This is a genomic window from Paenibacillus sp. Marseille-P2973 (assembly GCF_018101095.1).
GTDB classification, from domain to species: Bacteria; Bacillota; Bacilli; order Paenibacillales; family Paenibacillaceae; genus Fontibacillus; species Fontibacillus vini.
Genome location: NZ_JAGQEH010000018.1, coordinates 1 through 20,957, shown reverse-complemented (window position 1 = coordinate 20,957; position 20,957 = coordinate 1). Strand labels below are relative to the sequence as shown.

General features: G+C 49.7%; 18 protein-coding genes. 4 read left to right on the top strand and 14 right to left on the bottom strand.

Annotated features, from left to right (window positions below):
- Nucleotides 1–135: 135 nt before the first annotated feature.
- Both wrbA and KB559_RS22295 read right to left on the bottom strand, forming a co-directional pair.
- Nucleotides 136–750, bottom strand: a complete 615-nt coding sequence (gene wrbA / locus KB559_RS22300) for an NAD(P)H:quinone oxidoreductase (protein WP_211025270.1) — start codon at nt 748–750, stop codon at nt 136–138.
- Nucleotides 751–897: 147 nt separating this feature from the next.
- Nucleotides 898–2,793 carry a PrkA family serine protein kinase gene (locus KB559_RS22295; RefSeq protein WP_211025268.1) on the bottom strand — a complete coding sequence of 632 codons (1,896 nt, stop codon included), beginning with the start codon at nt 2,791–2,793 and terminating at the stop codon, nt 898–900.
- Nucleotides 2,794–3,040: 247 nt separating this feature from the next.
- Between KB559_RS22295 and KB559_RS22290 the strand changes: the two genes are divergently transcribed.
- Nucleotides 3,041–3,793 carry a DUF2161 domain-containing phosphodiesterase gene (locus KB559_RS22290; protein ID WP_211025266.1) on the top strand — a complete coding sequence of 251 codons (753 nt, stop codon included), beginning with the start codon at nt 3,041–3,043 and terminating at the stop codon, nt 3,791–3,793.
- Between the two features lie 35 nt (nt 3,794–3,828).
- Here KB559_RS22290 and KB559_RS22285 read toward each other — a convergent pair whose 3' ends face one another.
- Nucleotides 3,829–4,323, bottom strand: coding sequence for an aminotransferase-like domain-containing protein (locus tag KB559_RS22285; RefSeq protein WP_211025264.1), 495 nt, complete (start codon nt 4,321–4,323; stop codon nt 3,829–3,831).
- A gap of 174 nt (nt 4,324–4,497) precedes the next feature.
- On the opposite strand from KB559_RS22285, the gene KB559_RS22280 reads away from it, so the two are divergent.
- Both KB559_RS22280 and KB559_RS22275 read left to right on the top strand, forming a co-directional pair.
- Entirely contained in the window at nt 4,498–4,905 is a 408-nt protein-coding gene (locus KB559_RS22280) for a hypothetical protein (protein WP_211025262.1), read from the top strand.
- Nucleotides 4,902–5,969 (top strand): phosphodiester glycosidase family protein, encoded by a 1,068-nt coding sequence (locus KB559_RS22275; protein ID WP_211025260.1) that lies wholly within the window; start codon nt 4,902–4,904, stop codon nt 5,967–5,969. Before KB559_RS22280 ends, KB559_RS22275 begins: the two co-directional genes overlap by 4 nt.
- 316 nt (nt 5,970–6,285) lie before the next feature.
- Here KB559_RS22275 and KB559_RS22270 read toward each other — a convergent pair whose 3' ends face one another.
- The 9 genes from KB559_RS22270 to KB559_RS22230 form a co-directional block, all read right to left on the bottom strand.
- Nucleotides 6,286–6,531, bottom strand: coding sequence for an AbrB/MazE/SpoVT family DNA-binding domain-containing protein (locus tag KB559_RS22270; protein ID WP_211025257.1), 246 nt, complete (start codon nt 6,529–6,531; stop codon nt 6,286–6,288).
- 100 nt (nt 6,532–6,631) lie between these two features.
- Nucleotides 6,632–7,201, bottom strand: a complete 570-nt coding sequence (locus tag KB559_RS22265) for a maltose acetyltransferase domain-containing protein (RefSeq protein ID WP_211025255.1) — start codon at nt 7,199–7,201, stop codon at nt 6,632–6,634.
- Nucleotides 7,202–7,249: 48 nt separating this feature from the next.
- Nucleotides 7,250–7,714, bottom strand: a complete 465-nt coding sequence (gene trmL / locus KB559_RS22260; RefSeq protein WP_211025253.1) for a tRNA (uridine(34)/cytosine(34)/5-carboxymethylaminomethyluridine(34)-2'-O)-methyltransferase TrmL — start codon at nt 7,712–7,714, stop codon at nt 7,250–7,252.
- Between the two features lie 163 nt (nt 7,715–7,877).
- On the bottom strand, nt 7,878–8,966 hold the full coding sequence (serC, locus tag KB559_RS22255; protein ID WP_211025251.1) for a 3-phosphoserine/phosphohydroxythreonine transaminase: 1,089 nt from the start codon (nt 8,964–8,966) through the stop codon (nt 7,878–7,880).
- A 154-nt stretch (nt 8,967–9,120) separates the two neighbouring features.
- Nucleotides 9,121–10,020, bottom strand: a complete 900-nt coding sequence (locus KB559_RS22250) for a hypothetical protein (protein WP_211025249.1) — start codon at nt 10,018–10,020, stop codon at nt 9,121–9,123.
- A gap of 33 nt (nt 10,021–10,053) precedes the next feature.
- Nucleotides 10,054–12,780: a GH36-type glycosyl hydrolase domain-containing protein gene (locus tag KB559_RS22245; protein WP_211025247.1), complete on the bottom strand. Its 2,727-nt coding sequence runs from the start codon at nt 12,778–12,780 to the stop codon at nt 10,054–10,056.
- Nucleotides 12,781–12,905: 125 nt separating this feature from the next.
- A complete protein-coding gene (locus tag KB559_RS22240; RefSeq protein ID WP_211025245.1) occupies nt 12,906–13,742 on the bottom strand; it encodes a carbohydrate ABC transporter permease in 837 nt (278 codons plus the stop codon).
- A gap of 2 nt (nt 13,743–13,744) precedes the next feature.
- Nucleotides 13,745–14,638, bottom strand: coding sequence for a carbohydrate ABC transporter permease (locus tag KB559_RS22235; RefSeq protein ID WP_211025243.1), 894 nt, complete (start codon nt 14,636–14,638; stop codon nt 13,745–13,747).
- Between the two features lie 94 nt (nt 14,639–14,732).
- Entirely contained in the window at nt 14,733–16,088 is a 1,356-nt protein-coding gene (locus KB559_RS22230; RefSeq protein WP_211025241.1) for an ABC transporter substrate-binding protein, read from the bottom strand.
- A gap of 439 nt (nt 16,089–16,527) precedes the next feature.
- Between KB559_RS22230 and KB559_RS22225 the strand changes: the two genes are divergently transcribed.
- Nucleotides 16,528–17,529: a LacI family DNA-binding transcriptional regulator gene (locus KB559_RS22225; RefSeq protein ID WP_445323820.1), complete on the top strand. Its 1,002-nt coding sequence runs from the start codon at nt 16,528–16,530 to the stop codon at nt 17,527–17,529.
- A gap of 113 nt (nt 17,530–17,642) precedes the next feature.
- Here KB559_RS22225 and glnA read toward each other — a convergent pair whose 3' ends face one another.
- Nucleotides 17,643–19,067, bottom strand: a complete 1,425-nt coding sequence (glnA, locus tag KB559_RS22220) for a type I glutamate--ammonia ligase (protein ID WP_211025237.1) — start codon at nt 19,065–19,067, stop codon at nt 17,643–17,645.
- 243 nt (nt 19,068–19,310) lie between these two features.
- On the bottom strand, nt 19,311–20,354 hold the full coding sequence (gene aroF, locus KB559_RS22215; RefSeq protein ID WP_211025235.1) for a 3-deoxy-7-phosphoheptulonate synthase: 1,044 nt from the start codon (nt 20,352–20,354) through the stop codon (nt 19,311–19,313).
- Nucleotides 20,355–20,957 lie beyond the last annotated feature (603 nt).

Genomic DNA, 20,957 nt, shown 5'->3' with positions numbered 1-20,957 from the left:
GCCCATTGTGGCGCCCTAGCACGTTGAATTCACTTAGCACCTCGACACTTTGGCTCCGTGACGCTTTATTACTCATTATGCACTTTGGACTTTGGCTCCTTCGTACCTTAGCCCTTTACCAACATCAGTTACTTCTTACTGCGACTTCCCGTTCTTCACCCACTCCGCCACGGCCACGGTGCGTTTGGCCTGGTAGATTACGCCGTCGCGAAGATTCTCCTGAATCTTGCCGTCCTGGCCTACTGTGGCGCTCATCCCGTAGGGATTTCCGCCGGATGCGAAGGTAACCGGGTCCGAATAACCCGGTGCAGCAATGATCGCGCCCCAGTGATACATTGTCGTATATAGCGACAAGATGGTGGCCTCTTGTCCGCCATGCAGGTTGCTTGCGCTGGACATGGCGCTGACCACTTTGTTGACGAGCTTTCCTTGAGCCCACAGACCGCCGGTCGTGTCCAGGAACTGCTTCATCTGGGAAGGGACGTTCCCGAAGCGGGTCGGCACGCTGAAAATAATTCCGTCCGCCCAAACCAGATCGTCCAATGTAGCAACCGGGACATCCTTGGTAGATTCCACATGCGCCTTCCAGGCTGGATTACTGTTGATCGCGGCTTCCGGCGCCAATTCCTCGACCTTCAACAGTTTCACTTCGGCCCCCGCCGCCTTTGCCCCTTCTGCTGCCCAACTCGCTAATTGATGGTTGGTTCCCGTCGAGCTGTAATAGATAACTGCCAGGTTTATATTTGCCATGAACAGATTTCCTCCTTAGTGTGAACGATCTTATCCCTCATAACTTAACCAATTTCGATTTCCCCGATTCCACATCTATAGTCAAATAAATAAAGCCCGGCGACAAAAAGCGTCGTCAGGCTCTCACTCTCATAGTACTCCATTAGATTAACGGTTGAGCAAACTTCCCACATATCGAAGCAATTCATTGGCGCAGACCGGGCAGTAGCCGTGCTCGTCAATCAACCGCTTGCTGACCTCGTTGATGCGTTTCAACTGGTTTTCATCCGGCGTTTTGGTGGAGGTCGTGATTTTCACGATATCCTTGAGGTCCGCGAACAGCTTCTTTTCGATCGCCTCGCGCAGCCGGTCATGATGATTGTATTCAAACTTTCTGCCCTTGCGGGAATAAGCGGAGATCCGAATCAGAATTTCCTCGCGGAACGCTTTTTTGGCATTCTCCGAGATGCCGATTTGCTCCTCGATCGAGCGCATCAGTCTTTCGTCCGGGTCCATCTCCTCATCGGTCAGAGGATCGCGAATCTTGGTCCAATTGCAGAACGCTTCAATATTGTCGAGATAATTCTCGAACAAGGTTCTGGCCGACTCTTCAAAAGAATACACAAACGCTTTCTGCACTTCTTTCTTAGCGAGCTCATCATACTCTTTGCGGGCGATGCTGATGAAATTGAGGTAGCGCTCCCGCTCCTCTTTCGTGATGGAAGCATGCTGATCCAGGCCGTCCTTGATGGCGCGGAGGATATCCAGCGCTCCCATGCAATGCAGATCCTGCTTGATCAGCGCGCTCGAAATCCGGTTGATGACATATCTCGGATCCACCCCGGACATGCCCTCTTCCAAATATTCGTTCTGCAGCTCCTTCAAATCGGCATCCTTGTAGCCTTCAACTTCCTCACCGTCATACAGCCGCATCTTCTTGACGAGATCGATGCCCTGCTTCTTGGTCTCCTTGAGCCGTGTAAGTATAGAAAAAATAGCCGCGGAACGCAGGGCGTGCGGGGCAATGTGCACATGGCTCATATCGCTCTGTCCGATCAGCTTGGCGTAAATTTTCTCCTCCTGGGACACTTTGAGGTTGTATGGAATCGGCATTACAATCATCCGTGACTGCAAAGCCTCATTTTTTTTGTTGGCAATAAACGCTTTATACTCCGATTCGTTAGTGTGAGCAATGATTAGCTCATCCGCGCTTATGAGCGCAAATCTCCCCGCTTTAAAATTGCCTTCCTGGGTTAGGGACAGCAAGTTCCAGAGGAATTTTTCGTCGCATTTCAGCATTTCCTGAAATTCCATTAAACCGCGGTTCGCTTTGTTAAGCTCCCCGTCAAAACGATAAGCTCTGGGGTCCGATTCCGAACCATATTCCGTAATAGTGGAAAAATCAATACTTCCCGTCAAGTCCGCGATATCCTGTGATTTCGGATCCGAAGGACTGAACGTGCCGATACCGACCCGGCCATCTTCCGACAATAGCACTCTCTCAACAGCAACCTGTTCAATGTCCCCGTCATATTCCGTCTTCAATCTCATCTGGCATACCGGGCAAAGATTACCTTCAATCCGCACGCCAAGCGCCTTTTCCACCTCGGACCGCAGCTCATGAGGCACCAAATGTAGCGGGTCTTCATGCATCGGGCAGCCCGCTATGGCATAGACAGCCCCTTTGTCGGTACGCGAGAACTTCTCCAATCCTCTTTTTAGCAGCGTCACCAGTGTCGATTTGCCGCCGCTGACCGGCCCCATTAGCAGCAGGATCCGCTTCCTAACATCCAGTCGTCTTGCCGCCGAATGAAAATATTCCTCCACCAGCTTCTCCACCGCACGATCGAGCCCGAAAATTTCCTGTTCAAAGAACTTATACCTTTTCCGGCCGTTCACTTCTTCTACGCCATAAGATTCGATCATTTCATATACCCGGGCATGGGCTGTCATGGCAGGCGCAGGGTCTGTGGCGAGCAATTCGATATATTGCTTGAATGTTCCGTTCCAGACAAGCGAATCGCTCTCCGCCCGGTATGCCGCTATACGTTCAAAAATATCCATATTCGGTACCTCCTGTACTCCGCTTGGTGTGTTCTGATTCCCCCGTTAGTGATCCTGGCTGAAACGCTGGGCTCATGCCTTGCTCTTTGTCCCGTCGGCTCTTTACACCGGGTGTGAATGCGGCGTTACATCGCCGCGCTTTTTGGAAAAAGTGTATTACATACCTATGCGGAGGGAGCGGATAAGTTGACCTTCGGATATGATATAATTTTTTGGTAAGCAAATTTTCTTGAAAAGGAAGATCGTGATGGCAGTACAGCATGAGACGGAATTGTATGCGCCGCTTAAGGCATTTTTCGAGGAGCGGGGCTACAGTGTCAAAAGCGAGGTTCGACACTGCGATCTGGTTGGAATTTCGCCGTACAGCGAGCAGCCTCTCATCGTGGAAATGAAAAAGACATTCAATCTCCACCTGCTGCTGCAAGGGCTGGAAAGACAAAAGCTAAGCAGCGACGTCTATCTCGCCGTGGAACGCAACCGCGCCAAACGCGGGGCCCACAATCAGCGCTGGAACGAAATTACGATCCTTTGCCGCAGGCTGGGTCTAGGCCTGATCACCGTAACGCGCTATAAAACAAAGCCGCCCTTTGTGGAGATTCTCTGCTCCCCGGGCGATAAAGTCATCGTGCCATCACCCAAAGTGATCAAGGCACGGGCCTCCAAGCTGCTTTACGAGTTCAACGAACGCAGCGGAGATTACAATGTCGGCGGCAGCAACGGAACGAAGCTGGTCACCGCCTACCGCGAAAAGGCGCTACGAGTCGCCCTAGCCCTTCAGGCAGGCGGAGAGATGGCGCCGCGCGAGGTCCGCGACCGGAGCGGCATCGGCAACGCCGCCGCATTCCTTCAGCGGAACTACTATGGCTGGTTCCGCCGGGTCGCGCGCGGCCGCTATGTCCTGACGCCCGAAGGCGAGCAAGGAATTGCGCTCTATCAGGGCGTGGTCGACGGATGGCACCAGGCTGCGCCGACGGCTGATGACAGATCCCCGCATGAATAATAAATTCGCGATATCCCGGAGAACGAGCACCGGTTTCAACACTCGAAACGTGCGGTAAACTCCGACAACGCCTCGGCGATCCGGTCCAGCCCCGTGCGGATCGCCGAGGCGTCATGTCCTCCAAAAACAACGGTAAAGACCTCGGGATCACGGACCAGCTCTATGGCAGGGCCGTCCTTCCCCTCATTCTTTTCTAGGACCGAGCCCGGCCAAAATGCCGCGCCCTTAAGCAACGAAGCCTTTAACAACGACTCCGCATGTAATCCGGGAGGCAGGACGAAAGTTACATAGTTTCCGTTCTCATGGACCCGCCACTCCGTCTCCTTCCATGCCGGTTGTTTCAGCAAATCCTGAATAGCCTCCTTTCCTGCCCGTCCTTTCAGCTCGATTCCGTTTTCGGTGTCGCTTCCTTCCCCGACCGTTACCTGCCCGGCTAAAGAAATAAACGTTCCTTCATCTAAATAACCTTCAACCTCATTTTTCAGGCCTGCCGGCAAGCTGCGAATCATCTCTGCGAGCCATAGCTCCATGTCATCGCCCCCCGTTATTCAACTTTAAGGCGATTGTACCCGAGGACAAATTATGATCGCAATTCACTTTCCGAAGTTAAATTTACGCCGCTTTGTCAGAATCTAGTGTATTTTGCGATAATAGAAACCACATGATAGAATGTAGTCTGGAAATAAAGACCCAGAGGTGATCACATGTCATACAATACCGAACTCGCAACCGAGCCCTCTCGCACCAGAAGAACGTCACGCAAGCCATCCGCCAAACTTATCGTTTTGATCTGGATTTTGTTAATAGGTGCGGGAGGCGCTTCCGCTTACTTATACAGCAATCATTTGAAGGAATCCATGATGCAGCAGCTGGATGCCAATTGGCAAGCCAAGACCGAGGAACTCAAAGCCGACTATACGGCCCAGCTATCCGTGCTTAGTACCGAAGTAAACAATTTGCAAAGCAAAGTGGAGACATTTAATGAGCTCCTGGAATTCACGAAGGACAACACCACCGATAAAACGGACAATAGCAACAAGCTCTACACTCAATTAAGCGAAGTCAAAAAACAGCTGGCCGAGCTGCAAAAGAAGATGGATTTGCTGAAATGATAACACCGACCAAACAAATCAACCGTTTTTTTCTGTTGGCGACCGGTCCCCTCTTGGGACTGTTAATTGCGCTGTTCATCGGAGGAGCCAATATCGATCTGAACCGGGACAAAGTAAGCTTTGCACCGGATTCGGAAATTCCCCAGGTTACCGGGCAAATCGCCCAAAAGCTGGATGCAGCCGAAGGAGCGGCCAAACTGACGGCCTCCTCCATCAAGGAAACAGCCGAACTCTATCATAAAACGACTTCCACTATGTCAACGATCGTAGAGACGGCTCAACAATCGGCTAACCGTCCGGAGGCCATTTATAACAAAAGAATTACCGTTAAGCTGGGTACGCCTTTCCAGACAATACAAAGCGATAAAATCCGGATCGAATTGTATAAAGTCAATCCGGGCACTTATAAAGGCTACGCCATGAAGGTGAAGCTGAAATCGCCGGATGCGATGAAAATGTCGCTAGGCAAGGACAAGCTGGGCGGTGCGGAAACGACGCTCCGGGCTGTTCAGCGGCATGGAGCCGTAGCCGGGATCAATGCCGGAGGATTTGCAGATTCGCAAGGGAAGAGATACCCGCTTAGCACTACCGTATTAAACGGGGAGTATTTGACCGGATTCGAACCGACCTTTAAGGATTTATTCTTTGTAGGTCTCAGCAAATCCGGCAAGCTGATCGGAGGAAAGTATAAAAGCAAAGCCGATTTGGACAAGCTGCAGCCTTCGTTCGGTGCGTCCTTTGTCCCGATTTTGCTGAATAACGGCGTGAAAACGACCATTCCGCAAAAATGGAAGACTTCGCCGCTACGGGCTCCCCGCACGGTCATCGGCAACTACAAGGATGATCAGCTTCTGATCCTCGTCATCGACGGCAGGGATGAGAACGGAAGCTCCGGCGCCACGCTGCCCGAGTTACAGGACAAGTTGTTCAAGCTTGGCGTTCAGGACGCATATAACCTGGATGGCGGAGGTTCCTCTTCCCTGATCGTGAACGGCCGGGTCGTCAACAAGCCTTCCGACGGGCAGCTCCGTCCGGTTCCAACGCATTTTCTGTTTTTTAAATAGTTAATCACGAGACTCTTTTATTTTGTCTATGAAATAGATCATAATTTGATTTATTTTTAATGGAGAGATGGGTATAATAGGAGCAGGAGTATAACGTGGAGGTGTTCCGCTATGAGTTTTTCGCTAACATTTTGGATTATTACTGTGGTGCTGGCCATGTTCCTGTGCGGCATTCTGACTTCATCCTACAATGATGACAAAACAAAAGGCCTGTAAATAAATGAGCTTCCCCTTCTGGGGAGGCTTATTTATTTCAGACCGCATCGCAGGCAAGTCTCCCCGCGTAACCGCCAGGCAGCTCGCCACTCCGAACGGGTTAGGACAACCGGTTCATTTCCAGCAGACACTGATGGCAAATGGAACGTTCCTTGAAGTCGCTTACTTGTTCCATGGAACCGCAGAACACACATTTTGGGCGATATCTCTCTAAAATGATGTGGTCACCCTGCACTAAAATTTCTACAGGATCCCCCTCGTTCATCTGATATCTCTTTCGCAGCGATTTGGGCAAGACAATTCTTCCCAGCTGGTCCACTTTGCGGACCACACCAGCAGGTTTCATAAAACGTACACCTCTCCTGAAAAAATATTATGTAAAATAGAACCAAATACCTATTCCTATTTTATAATTCGCTATTTTTTTCAGGATTCCTGCTGATTCGCTAAATCTCAACGTATTTAATTATTTTCGCAGGATTCCCGCCGACAACCGCATTATCAGGTACATCCTTCGTGACTACCGCCCCCGCCGCGATGACTACGTTATCGCCGATCGTGACGCCCGGCACAATAACAGCACGGCCGCCAATCCAGACGTTATTGCCGATGGTCACCGGCTTCCCGAATTCGGCCCCGGAGTTCCGCTCGTTCGGATTCAAAGGATGCGCCGCCGTATAGATATGAACACCCGGCGCCATGAAACAAAAGTCCCCGATCCGCACTTCGCAAACATCCAGTATCACGCAATCAAAGTTGGCGTAAAATTGGTCCCCGACGTAAATATTCGATCCATAGTCGCACCGGAATGTCGGTTCAATATAAATATGCTCCCCGGTAGATCCGAATAGTTCCTTCAGAATGGCCGTTCTCTGCTCTCTTTCATCCTCAAGCGTCTGATTGTATTGGCGGGTCAGTTGGCGGGCCTTTAACCGTTCAGCGACCAGCTCCGCATCGCTGGCGTCATACCACTCGCCCCCGAGCATTTTTTCTTTTTCTGTTCTAAGTTGAGACATGTTCAGTACCTCCACAATTTATATACCGCTATTCCTCGCAATTTCCCGTTATTCCATCCCCGGAAAATCCAGCTGCCGCAGCGCTTCGTAAACGATAATCGCCGCGGAATTCGATAAATTGAGCGAGCGGACCTTGTCGGTCATCGGCATCCGCATCACCGTCTCAGGGTGGGCCTCCAAAATTTCAGGCGCGAGCCCCTTGGTTTCTTTGCCGAACACAAAGAAATCTCCATCTTGGTATTCGAAATCCGTGTAACGCTTCTTGGCTTTAGTTGTAGCGAAGAAAAACCGGCTGCCGCTGTATTTCTCTTCTACCTCGGCAAACGAATCGTGATATTCGATATTTACGGCGTACCAGTAATCAAGTCCCGCCCTTTTTAACGTAGCGTCATCAGTTCGAAAACCGAGAGGCCGCACCAGATGCAAGTGAATGCCGGTTGCCGCGCAGGTTCTCGCAATATTCCCGGTATTCGCCGGAATCTCCGGCTCCACGAGTACAATATGCAATGCCATGTTGATCAACACCTCTATATGTCTTTTTTGAACTCAATCTCTTTATTATAACAGTTTATCCGGAAAAGCCGCATCAAAAAGAATGGTCTGAAGCTAAGCGCCAACAAAAACGGCAGCCGGAGGATTGTCCTCCGCTGCCGCTTCAAGCTTGCTTAATTAATTGTTATCCGTTCGCTTTTTGAAACTCGGTCATGAAGTCAACGAGTGCTTTGACGCTGTCATAAGGCACTGCGTTATAAATGGAGGCACGAAGCCCGCCGACGCTGCGGTGACCCTTCAGGCCTACGAAACCTTCCAGTTCCGATTGCTTGATGAACTGCTTCTCCAGCTCCTCGGAAGCAAGACGGAAGGTCACGTTCATGATCGAACGGTCTGCCGCATTCGCGCATCCGCGGTAGAATCCGCCGCTGCCATCGATCGCCTGGTACAGAAGATTCGCTTTGTCCTTGTTCTTCTGCTCGATTCCTGCCAGGGAACCCTGCTCTTCGATCCATTTCAACACTTCGTTCACCATATAAATCGAGAAGGATGGCGGCGTGTTATAAAGCGAGTTATTCTCGGCATGGGTATCGTAACGGAAATAGCTAGGCAAGTGCTTAGGGGAGTTCTGAAGAAGCTCCTCGCGGGCGATTACCACCGTTACGCCGGATGGTCCCAGATTCTTCTGTGCGCCGGCATAAACGACGCCGAACTGGGTCAAATCAAAAGGACGGCACAAAATATCGCTCGACATATCCGCAATCAAAGGCACGCTTCCGGTATCCGGGAAGCTTTGGAATTGAGTTCCTTCGATCGTTTCATTGGAAGTAACATGCAGGTAAGCTGCGTTCTCAGGAAGGTTCAGCTTGCTGAGATCCGGTACCGACATATATTTATCTTCTTCCGAAGAAGCTGCGACAAAAGTGTCCCCGATCAGCTTGGCTTCCTTGAGCGCCTTGTTCGCCCAGCTTCCCGTCTTCACGTAGCCGGCCGTTTTGCCTTCCGTCAAAAGGTTCATCGGAAGCATAGCGAATTGCGTCGTAGCTCCGCCTTGCAGGAACAATACCTTGTATCCCTCCGGATTCCCCAACAGGTTCAGCAAGCGGCTTGAGGCTTCATTATGAACCTCTTCATATACCTTGCCGCGGTGCGACATCTCCATAATGGACATTCCGGTACCTTTAAAATCGACAAATTCCGCTTGCGCGCGTTCCAGCACAGCAAGTGGCAGGGCCGCCGGTCCTGCGTTAAAGTTGTAAGCTCTCTTGCTCATTGCTCCCCCATCCTTTCTCCTCATTGTCTAATATGGTTCGAAGTTTTAGATAAGGATTATCATAGCAACTATTCTTTTTTCCAGCAAGCTGATATTTCGTCAAAACCCGCAGTTTGCAGAATTGACACATTAACGCTTCATCCCGTCAAAGGACCTAGTCCGGTTTCGTGAAAAATTCATATACTCTCGACCAGGTCTTTTGTTCGCCGGGAGCCAGTTTCACTTCAATAAACATTTCCGGGGATACGACATGGCCGATTCCCCAAACCGCCGCAGCCGAAACATGGAATCTGCTGATTTCACGGACGCCTGCTCCACTCGGGTGGTGCAGCAGTTCCCAGATCCAAGGGTATTTATTTCCATCGAAACCCGGAAGGCGGAAATAAAACGGGTCTTTTGGCGTATGGTCCCAGCGAACTTCGCCGGCATCTCCCTTGCCAAAGATCAGGCCGGCAAGCGTTTCCTCTTCATCCGCCCAGGGAAACAATTCAAACGGAAACTTCAATACGTAATTCGGACCTATCGGATAACCGTCGATTCCAAAGAAATTATGACAATATTCCTCGGTAAGGATAGGCTTCGTCCCTGTATTGTGAAGCAGATACTGTACCGTAAGCCGATTTTCGTCTATCGAAACCGATTTGGTAACGGCAACCGCGTATCCACGGCAATCTTCCGGAGTTATCCGAAACGTAATTTTCCGGGTGCCTTCCATTTCGATTTCAGTAGCAAAAGGTTTGATCGGATACGCTCGCGAGAAGTCATATTCCCGGTCATCCGGCCGGGTTAGCAGCCCGACGCCGAGTTTGGGAAACGCTCCACCTACTGGCGCGTCCTCGTAGCCGATCGGTTCCTTAATTCCGAACTCATTGCACAGGCCCGCGCCTCCGGTGCCCTGACCGGGCACCAGGCTTTCGGGAACGCAGTATGAGTGATTTCCATCGAGTAATGTAACGTCCGTAATAAATCCGTTCCAATCAAAACGGGATCCCCGATAATCTCCGGGCTCAGCGATTTCAATCACCAGTTGTTCATTCTTAAGTTGATAAGCCATTGCTGAAATGCCTCCCAAAATCACTAACGGGCTTTATTGCCCCAATACAATTTCAAGCTCATGCAATCCGTCTTCCGAAAGCTTTTCGATCGCGCTCCGTTGAATCAGGCAGCCTTCTCCCGAAACGACGAAAGGAAGCGACTCCCCGTTCAAGGTAACGGATTGAATGCGATATGCTCCGTAATCGGCTCCTTGAGGATTACAATAAACGAGACGCAGCATACGTCCGGCAAACAACGTCTCAACGGAAGCTTTACCGTCCACGTCAAACTGCGGTTTCATCAATTTCGGCTCCAACTGCAAATCGCCGTAATAGCCCTTGACCCCGAACACTTCCGTCAACTGGGTCAGCAGCAGCCAACTGGCCGATCCGGTCAGATACGTGTACATGCCGCGTCCTTTTTCGTTGATATACTCCGGGATTCCCGGATACATGCGGCTTTGCTCAAAGTCGGCGGACAGTTTGTATATGGAGTCCAGGACGTCGAAGCCCTCCTTCACAAAACCGCGCTTATACAATGCGTTCGCATACATCACGGTCATATGACTGAACATTGCGCCGTTCTCCTTATGTCCGAAGGCGAAGCCAAACGCCCGTCCCAGATCCTGCTGAATACCACCAAACCGGGAATTCAAACGGTATCCGATCTTGTCGTCTTTCAAATAACGGTTCACGGCGGAGGATATTTTACCGATCTGTTCTTCAGTGGCGACGCCGCCCATGATCGTGAACACTTGGCCCGTCAATGTCATCCGTACCCCGCCAGGCTGGTCTCCCTCTACCCGCTCGGCATGATCGTTATAGTACCCGTTAAACCATTCATGGCCTTCCTTGTTCTTGATCCATTCGTTCCGGCGCAGATGCTCCATCGCCCATTCGCCCTTACGCTTCAAGTCTTCAGCGACCTGACGGATATCCAGCTTCACCTTCGCTCCGGAAACAGAAGGAACAATGGAATCGTAATAACGCTGCAGCAAAGCCCGTTTATCCGCAATGCTGTCGTAAGCTACCGGATTACATAAGGTGTCGAACAGAACCGCCATTTCTTCGGCGATCTCCACGGAATCCTGGCCGGTCTTCTCATTCATCTCTAGCAACAGCTCAGAAAGCTCAAGCAGATTGCTCGCATAGAAAGCCGTAAACGCCACGCTTTCGCCGCGGTTCGGCGCCAAGTCAAGGCCGTCGTTCCAATCGGCGCCCTCCAGCAGGATGTTGCCGTGTTCTCCAACATGGAAGAACGGAGTCACATTTTGCAGCAGGATATGCTCCAGGATCGTTCCTTCATAGACTTTCCCGTCCCCGGTCAGCAGCTTGTTTCCTTGCTCCGGAGTCCACGTCAAATCACGTTCCTTGCAGCGTTTGACGAATACGTCGCGGAAATAGGTCTGCGGTTGAAGCAGCAGCTCCAAGTCCCCGCTTTGATGAATGTACAGCAGCGTCGTCAGCAGCGGCCAAGCCCCATGATCCATCCAGACGCGAGGAATGTTGTTGCGGTCCGCTACGAACTCGCCGGGTTTCGATCCGATAATGGTCGCGTTGCTGCCATCCATCCGGACACCCGCATAGTTGTTAAGCAGCAAGTTCCGGACCTCCGCAGGCTCCATGACCATAAGGGCCAGGCAATCCTGCCACAAATCGCGCCAGCCTCTTCCCCCACGGCCATAGTCATGGTAAGGGAGGAAGGAGTTGCCGTAGAGACGCCGCAAAATCGGCTGAAGGGTTACCCATTTCATCCACATATCCTGCTCTTTATCGCCGGTATGGAAGGTAACCGTATCCAGCTTGGCCTGCCAATAGGCTTCATTCTGACCAAGCAGTTCATCGAAACGCGCTTCCGACAAATAGTCGGCGGCAATCCGCTCCTGATCGATCCGGTCATCGGCGATGATCATCGCGATAACATAGGACACAGCTTGCCCCGGAGCAAGGGTAACCTCTTCGAAACGAAGAGCCCCGGTCGCTTCAAAGCCTTCGAGCTCGGCTCCGGCCTTTACAGCCGGTTCCAGGTTTGCTACTACGGCTTCCGGCCAATCTAGGGCACCGCCCTCACCCGTAAAGCCTTCGGTTTCCGGGAAGAAGCCTACAGGGACCTCTCCGCTTGCACCGGCGCCGAACACGCCGTAAGTCATCTTATTGACGCGATGTCCCCGCTCGTCAAAAGAAAGCGCCGGCTGGACTTCGACACCGTGTTGCGAAGTGAAGGTGCGATGCAGCAAGGAAGTAACATGACGGTGATCGCGGAGGTCATCCGCCGACCGCCCATAGATCGGAATCGCCGCAGTCGGAGTTAGCCGAAGCGGGGATGTTCCTGTATTGGTCAGCTTCACTTTCATAAGTTCGATTTTGTCGTCCGTAACAGGCACAAAATTGACCGTTTCGGCCCGCAAGCCGGCAGCTGCATGCTCCCGGGTAACTTTATGCCAAAGAAAGCCTCCCTCAAGTTCGCTCTTCTCTTCGCTACCGGAGAATAACGCAGCATTTTGCTTGGCCGAATTCCCACTCACGGACCAGGCACCGCTTCCCTCCAGGTACACCCAAAAGTTTCTTGAAGCTTTGGAATTATGAAGATCCAGCACCGATACCGGCTCCATCAAAAACGAATTGTGGCCGGAGGTCATTTCTCCGTGTAAATTAGGCGTGATCGCGGACATCATTCCCGCTTCGTTGACCAGCGGAAAATACAAAAAACTGCTTTTTTCCGGCTGCTCCAGCTTAAATTGGCCCTGACTACCTAGAAACTCCCACTTTTTGCTCTTCATGTGATTCTCCCTCTCCCTTGGATATCGTAAACATTAAATCCGTCCATATCGGCCGGACTCCTGTTTCAGGCAAAAATGAATCCCGCTCTACGAAGGTATGCGGGATTCTGTTCCGTGGAACAACTTCAGGATTTAACCGCTCCCGCAAGCGCTCCGTCCACGAGATATTTTTGAATGAAGGTATACAGCACGATTAACGGGGCTGCCACAATGGTAATACCGCAGGCCAAGAGCGGCCAGTTGTTGCCGTATTGACCTTTGAATTCCTTCAGACCGAAAGTGATTGGATAGTTGACTTTACTTGGCAGATACATGATCGGGCCGACAAAGTCATTCCAGATTCCGATAGCCGTCAAAATAACGCCGGTAGCGATAACCGGTTTCATCAGCGGCAGAATCATTTGGAACAAATAACGAAGATAACCAGATCCGTCCATCCCGGCCGCTTCATCCAGTTCCCGGCTGATCGATTTGATATAACCGACGAACATCATGAAGACGACGCCGGTACCTGACGTTTTGAGAATGATATATCCCAGCTTGGTGTCATAGCCGAACATGTCCAGACTTTCGCGCATCGATAACATGAGCTTATACTGGGCAACCATCGGGTTCGGCAGAAATTGGGACAACAGGAAGAACAAATAGATGAACCCGGCCCATTTGACATAACCGCGGGCTACCGGGAAAGCGCCCATAACAGACACAATGATGGTCAACACGGTTGCCACCCCGGTATAGATCACGCTGTTCAGGAAATAGTTAGCAAAATTCCCCTCTGTCCATGCGGTAGCGTAATTGCTCCACTGGATTTCTTTGACGAGACCGATCGGATTCATCAAATATTCGGGGTAGGATTTAATGGAAACATTGAGTACGAGAATCAGCGGTACCACATATAAAACCAGCAATATAGCAATGACAGCGTAGGACAGGACTGTAAACGATTTGGAATTTTTCATGATTAATATTCCACCTCTCTCTTACGCGTCTGTCTCACCGCAACAACGACGAAGACGAGAATGATCAGGAACTGAACGACAGACAATGCGGATGGAAGTCCCATCTCAAGGCTGCCTCGGAAGGTTTCTTTATAAACGTCATAAGCCATCGTTCTTGTGTTAAATCGTCCATCCGTCGTAGCCAGAATGATATCGAACGTGGACATCGCGCCGATAATCGAAAGCAGCATGTTCACGGTAAAGGAAGGAGCGATCAACGGGAAAGTAATGTGACGGAAAGATTGCCATTTGTTCGTGCCGTCGATATAACCGGCTTCATACAAATCCTTCGGCACCGACTGCAAGCCAGCCAGGAAGATCAGCATGGAGTAGCCCATGTACATCCAGATTTGCACGAAAATAATGTATCCGAACGCATGCGTAAAGCTGGCAAAAAACATATCTTTATATCCGAACAGCCACTCGTACAGCATATTTACCGGACCGCTCATCGGGTCGAACATCATGCTCCAGATCAGAGCAACGACAGCTACACCCAGTACGACCGGCAAGAAGAAGACAGCACGGTAGAAATAGTCGCCGCGAAGCCGTTGGTTAATCAGTACGGCAATGAACAAGGCGACTCCGTTCTGAACAATGGTTACGATAAACATGAAGATTAATGTATTAATAATGGAGCGCCAGCGTTCTCCAGAGTTTCCGGAGTAAAATAGATCATAATAATTTTCCAGGCCGACAAATTTCATGGAACTGCCGGGGATGTTTTTTACGTCGGTAAAGGAATAAATCACGGTCATTACGGAGGGTCCAAAATAAAAGACAAGGTACAATCCCATAGGGATCAGCAGTAATAAAAACGGTATATATCTTGCAAAGCCTTTGCCAAATGGATACATCTCTCTCACCTCGCAGGTCCAAATCAAATAAATGATCGGGGTCTGCCTACGCAGACCCCGAGGGCAGTATGTTCTTTATAATTGTCTCTCTAAGTTATCTTGGAGCTGCTGCTTCCCATTCTTTTTGTTGCACATCAGCCAATTCTTTAGCGGTCTTAAATTGTCCGCCTGGTGCCAGGTATTCAGTATGCACGCCTTCTGCAGCAAGATGTTCGCCCACGTTTTCGCGGTTGATCATCATGATTTCGTAAGCCAATTCAAAATCGCCCAGGTAAGGAGTCAGTTCGTTATCGATAAACTCGCTGTCCGTGGAAATATTGTCTTGGGTAGGAATAAAGCCTGCCGCTTTGACGAATTTAGTGTAGTTTTCAGGCTGCGAGAAGAATTCCAGCCATTTGAGTCCGCCTTCTTTGTTCGGACCTTTCTCAGCAACATACCAGGTTACATCGTATTTTCCTACGAAAGAAGCGTTTTTCGCAGCATCTTCAGTAGCCGGAACCGGGAAGTATCCGAATTTCAGATCCGGGTTAGCCGTAGCGATTGTAGGAGCATCCCACGATCCGTCAGCGAGCATAGCTACTTTACCTGTAGCAAAGATCGCAGGAGCGGAAGCGTAGTCGATTCCCATGAACCCGTCGATCATGTAGTTGTCTTGGATCGTTTTCATTTTGTCGAGCACTTCAACGGCTTCAGCGTCATTGAACGCTGTTTCGCCCTTCCAAACGCCTTCGATCCATTTTTGTTGGTCGCCGCCGCCCAGGATTTTCGCTTGAAGCGCAAATACCGGCAGTTTCAAAGGCCATACGTCCTTACCGGCCACCCCGATCGGAGTGATTCCTTTAGCCTTCAAATCCTCGCAAAGCTTAAGGAATTCAGACCAGGTTGTAGGCACTTTCAAACCGTTGTCTTCGAAAATCTGTTTGTTGTAGAACAGACCCGACATGGCCACTTTACCGGTAGGAACGGCATAAACCTTGCCATTATATGTACCGGCTTTTTCGATATCGTTCGCGTTCCAGTTCTTCACCAGCTCTTGACCCGAAAGATCAGCGATCAGGCCGGAATCGATCCATTGCTGCCAATCCGGAGTTTTCGCGCCTGGTGTCCAGTCTTGCGGCGAAAGTCTCATGCCCGACAAGTCGGCCAGAACGTCTACATCGTTAGCTGTGATTCTAGCTCTCTGTGCTTGCTTATATTCGTCATCCGGACCTGTAGTCGTGTATTCGACTTTATATTCCGGATATTTCTTTTCGAAATCAGCGTTGATTTCTTCCATAGCTTTATTAATGTTTTCTTGCTTCCAGTGGAGAATTTTCACGACTTTCTTCTCACCGGATGATTTGCTTCCGCCTTCATTGGAAGGTGCTGCTTTGTCGTTATTGCCGCCACATGCAGCAAGGCTGAGTGTCAGAGCGCCTGCCAGTACCAAGGCTGAAATTCTCTTTACCATGTTGTTACCCCCTAATTTGGTAATTTAAATTGACTGCTCTTTCGGGCGTGGTTTGCGATTAATCTACGAAAATTTTCGTTAAAACTGTGCTGTTTATTCGCAAATCCTCGTTTTTCTCCGAAAGCGGTTTCGTCAAAACACATTATTGCATCATTCCAAACGTTTGTAAAGATATTTTTTGTAACTGGTTTCATCCTGCTTAAGACCGCTTGTCCTTTCGGGAAAGATAGCGCTTCAATCCTTATCCCATCAACAGATATAGTTCTCCCCTTAAGGAATATAAACATCGTTTTTTAATTGACTTGCTTAAAGGTAGCCTGTAAACTTAAATTACGAAAAGAGTTTCGAAACCTATTTCGCAACAAGAATAACCCGATTTGATTCTCTTTCAAGAGAGGGGGCAAAATTTTTGTCGGTCAATATAAAAACGATTGCGGAAATGGCGGGAGTTTCAGTATCTACCGTATCCAAAATCATTAACAACTATAGTGACATTTCCGAAGAAACCAAAGCGAAAGTTCACGAAATCATGAAACAGACAGGGTATGTCCCTTCCAACTCAGCGAAAACACTGGCCACCAAGAAATCCAGTCTGATCGGAGTGATCTTTGCCGGTAAACTGAATATCGACTTTACCCACCCGTTCTTTGTTGAGGTGCTTAACTCCTTTAAGAAACAAATGGGCTTTCTGGGCTATGACCTCCTGTTCTTCTCCAACGAAAAATCTCATGCTGTTGACGGTGATTATTTGGCCCGTTGCCGACACTTTCAAGTCGACGGGTGCATCATTGTTACAGGGCAGCAAGTGGAACCGTCGATCAGCGAGCTGGACCACAGCGAAATTCCATGCATTGGCGTCGATATCGAACTGAAGGGTAAAAGCTCCGGTTATATTATGTCCGACAATTACAAAATGTCTTATAAGGTAGTTGAACATTTCTACCTCCAGGGATATCGGGAGCTGGGATACATCGGAAGCACACTGGAATCGGATATTTCGAATATGCGGGAGAAAGGGTACAAGGACGCCATCGAAAGTTTCGGGCTTCCCGTTTTCGATAACTGGTTCGTGAATGGAGAGAACTTTTTCGAAGAGAGCGGTTATGAGGCTATTAATAAAATGATCGAATCCGGCAGCCTGCCTCGGGCCATCTTTGCCGCTTCCGACCTCATTGCCATCGGTGCCATGCGGGCATTGAAGGAACATGGATTCCGCGTTCCCGAAGACGTCGCTATCATCGGTTGCGACGACATCGAAGCTTGTAAATACACAAGCCCTGCCTTGTCCACCATAAGGCAAAATAAAGATAAGATCGGCAGACTTGCCGCCTCTTTATTGTTTGATCTGATGAATACACAGTCCGTAACCAGCAACGTGGTTGTGGAGCCGGAGCTTGTCATCCGGGAGTCCTGCGGGAATAAATTAAAAGTACAGCTTTAATAAAAGGCCGCCGAGTGTTTATCCGGGCGGCTTTTTATTATGATCGGCAAAAAAGCGATTGGACTGAGGGGTGAAATCCCCCTGGTCCAATCGCTTTTTTGATTCTAACCGGTTTACAGATCGTAATAAAGCCCGAATTCGTAAGGATGAACACGGATAGCTACCGATCTGGCTTCCGCCCGTTTTAAATCGATGAAATTATCGATGAATGCTTTAGTAAATACGCCGCCTTCCGTCAGGAATTCATAATCGGATTCCAGAGCGCTCAGCGCTTCGTCGAGTGAACCGGGAACACTGCGGATACCCGCCTTTTCTTCATCCGACAGTTCGTAGATGTTCTTGTCGAACGGTCCGTAGCCTTCTTTGGTCGGATCGATTTTGCGTTTGATTCCGTCAAGGCCCGCCATCAACATCGCCGAAAAAGCGAGGTACGGGTTCGCCGTCGAATCCGGAGTACGGAATTCGATCCGGCAGCCTTTAGGCGTTACAGCCGCAACCGGAATACGTACGGCAGCCGAACGGTTACCCTTCGAATAGACCAGGTTGACCGGAGCTTCGTAACCCGGAACCAGACGTTTAAACGAGTTCGTACTCGGATTCGTAAACGCGATCAATGCCGGCGCATGGTGCAGGATACCGCCGATATAATGCAGCGCCGTTTCGCTCAAGTTGGCATAGGCGCCTTTTTCGTAAAAGAGAGGTGTGTCGCCGTTAAAGATAGATTGGTGAACATGCATTCCGGAGCCGTTATCGCCAAAGAGCGGTTTCGGCATGAAGGTTGCTGTTTTGCCGAACTGGATGGCCGTGTTGTGCACGATATATTTGTAGACCATCAAATTGTCAGCCGTTTTCAACAAAGTATCGAAACGGAAGTTGATTTCAGCTTGACCGGCGGTAGCCACTTCATGGTGGTGACGCTCTACGCGAATGCCCGCCTCTTCAAGAAGCCGGCACATTTCGCTGCGAATATCCTGCTGCTTATCAGCCGGCGCTACCGGAACATAACCGCCCTTGACCGGAATTTTATAACCGAGGTTTCCCCCTTCTTCCGTACGTCCCGTATTCCAGAGTGCTTCCTCCGAATCAACCGAGTAAAAAGTTTTGTTCATTCCGCTCTCATACCGTACATCGTCGAAAATAAAAAATTCGGACTCCGGTGCGAAGAAAGCCGCAGTACCGACACCGCTCGCGTTCAGGTATTCTTCAGCCCGGACTGCGATGCTGCGAGGATCTCTTTCATATCTTTCCCCATCCGGCGTAAAAATGTCGCAAAATACATTCAGTGTCGGATGCGAGGTAAACGGATCCACATATACTGCGCCATGGTCCGGCATCATGACCATATCGGACTCTTCAATCCCACGGAACCCCGGAATCGAAGAACCGTCAAAAGCGACCCCGTTTACGAAAGTATCCTCATCGACCTCTTTAGCCGGAAGAGTGATGTGGTGTGCGCGACCGGATAAGTCAACAAAACGAAAATCGACCCACTCAATTTGCTTTTCCTGAATTGTTCTTAATACCAACTCTGCTGACATACAAATTCCTCCCAATCACGAACATTATGCCGATAAATCCGTTCTAATGTTCACCCTTTTTGTTTATTCTGTCGTCATTATAAAACCGCACGGGGAAAGCCGTCAATAGCCATGTAAGGTATTTTTATATCAGATGTTAGGTTTTATGACATTGAGTACAAACTAATCGACAAAAAGTATAAAAGCCCTCCCGCTTCAATATGCGGGAGAGCTTTTATAGGATAGTAAAACGCTTATTTCCGGTTAAATTTGCACTGCTTCTTTTAGGGTATCAAAACGCTTGCCTACCAATGGTGCCAGCTTCTCCAAATCCCGCAGCAACGCTGCAAATTGGTCCGGGAACAGAGACTGCACGCCGTCCCCTGTCATAGAGTTGTCCGGATCGGTATGCATCTCGATGATAAGTCCATCCGCACCGGCAGCAACAGACGCTTTTGTCATAGGCTCAACCAGTTCCCTGCGTCCCGTTCCGTGACTCGGATCAGAAATGACCGGCAGATGACTCAGACTTTGAAGAACCGGAATAGCGGACAAATCAAGCGTATTACGTGTATATGTCTCGAAGGTGCGGATTCCGCGCTCGCACAGCATGACATTCGGATTGCCGCCGGCCAAAATGTATTCAGCCGCATTCAAAAACTCGTCATACGTCGCGCTGAAGCCTCGCTTAAGCAGCACTGGCTTGCCGCAAGTACCAAGCTTGCGAAGCAAATCGAAGTTTTGCATATTGCGGGTACCGACCTGAAGAATATCGGCATATTCGGCACAGACATCCACATATTCCGGCGTCATCACTTCCGTAATGGTCAGAAGTCCATGTTTCTTGCCCGCTTCCGCCATCATAACGAGCCCTTCTACCCCGACGCCCTGGAAGCTATAAGGCCCAGTACGCGGTTTAAAGGCACCGCCGCGCAGCACTTGACCTCCGGCGGCCTTCACCAAGCTGGCGATCTCGTCGATTTGCTCAGGAGATTCCACAGCGCACGGTCCGCCCATAACGACCAGGTCGCCGCCGCCGATGTTGACGTCGCCGATCGAGATGACAGTGTTCTCCGGATGAAAATCGCGACTGGCCAGTTTGTAAGATTTTGAAATCTTAATGACGTTCTCAACATCTTTCATCTGACGTAAATGCTCAGCCAGCTTTGGCTCGATTGCGCCGATCAATCCGATGACCGTCCGGTCCTTGCCGCGGGATACATGAGTTTGCAGTCCTTCCTTTTCAATAACGGCGATAATTTCCTGAACGCGCTCCTCGGGCGTTTGATTCGAAGTAATAACGATCATGATTCATCCATCCTTTCATCTTAACGGAATATACCCCTAGTGGGGATAGCCAATTTATTAACATTAATAAGTTCACATGGAGTAGCGCTATTGCGCTTGAACGCTTGTTCGCTTTTATGCTTTTATCCATTAAAGTAAATATAGCTGTTTTTTCCCGTTTCGTCAACCCCTTACGTCATTCCTTTTAGCCGAATTGATTACCATGCCTAATTAATCTATCTAATTACTTTGCCTCTCTACTGGCAGCTTGATTGGATAATTGACGAGTTGATTGGAAAATTTCCAATTAGATTCAGCCCAATCTCATTTTCATTGACGCTGATTGGATATTATCCAACCATTTTAACAAAACCTTCGCCTTATCCGGCATACTTGGCTTTTTCATTGGATTTTATCCAATAAGAGATTGCCATACCTGATTCCCCTTGAGTTTCGTTGGAAAATTTCCAATGAAGGCAGCCTTACCTGCCTATAATAAATCATAACCACCCGTCCAACGGGTGGTTTGCTCTTGGGGTATAACCCCCTGTTGCCAAACTGCGCCTAAAGACGCTAGCCTGACAATAAAATTGTTCAGGCTCAGTGTTTTTGTCACTTTCACTT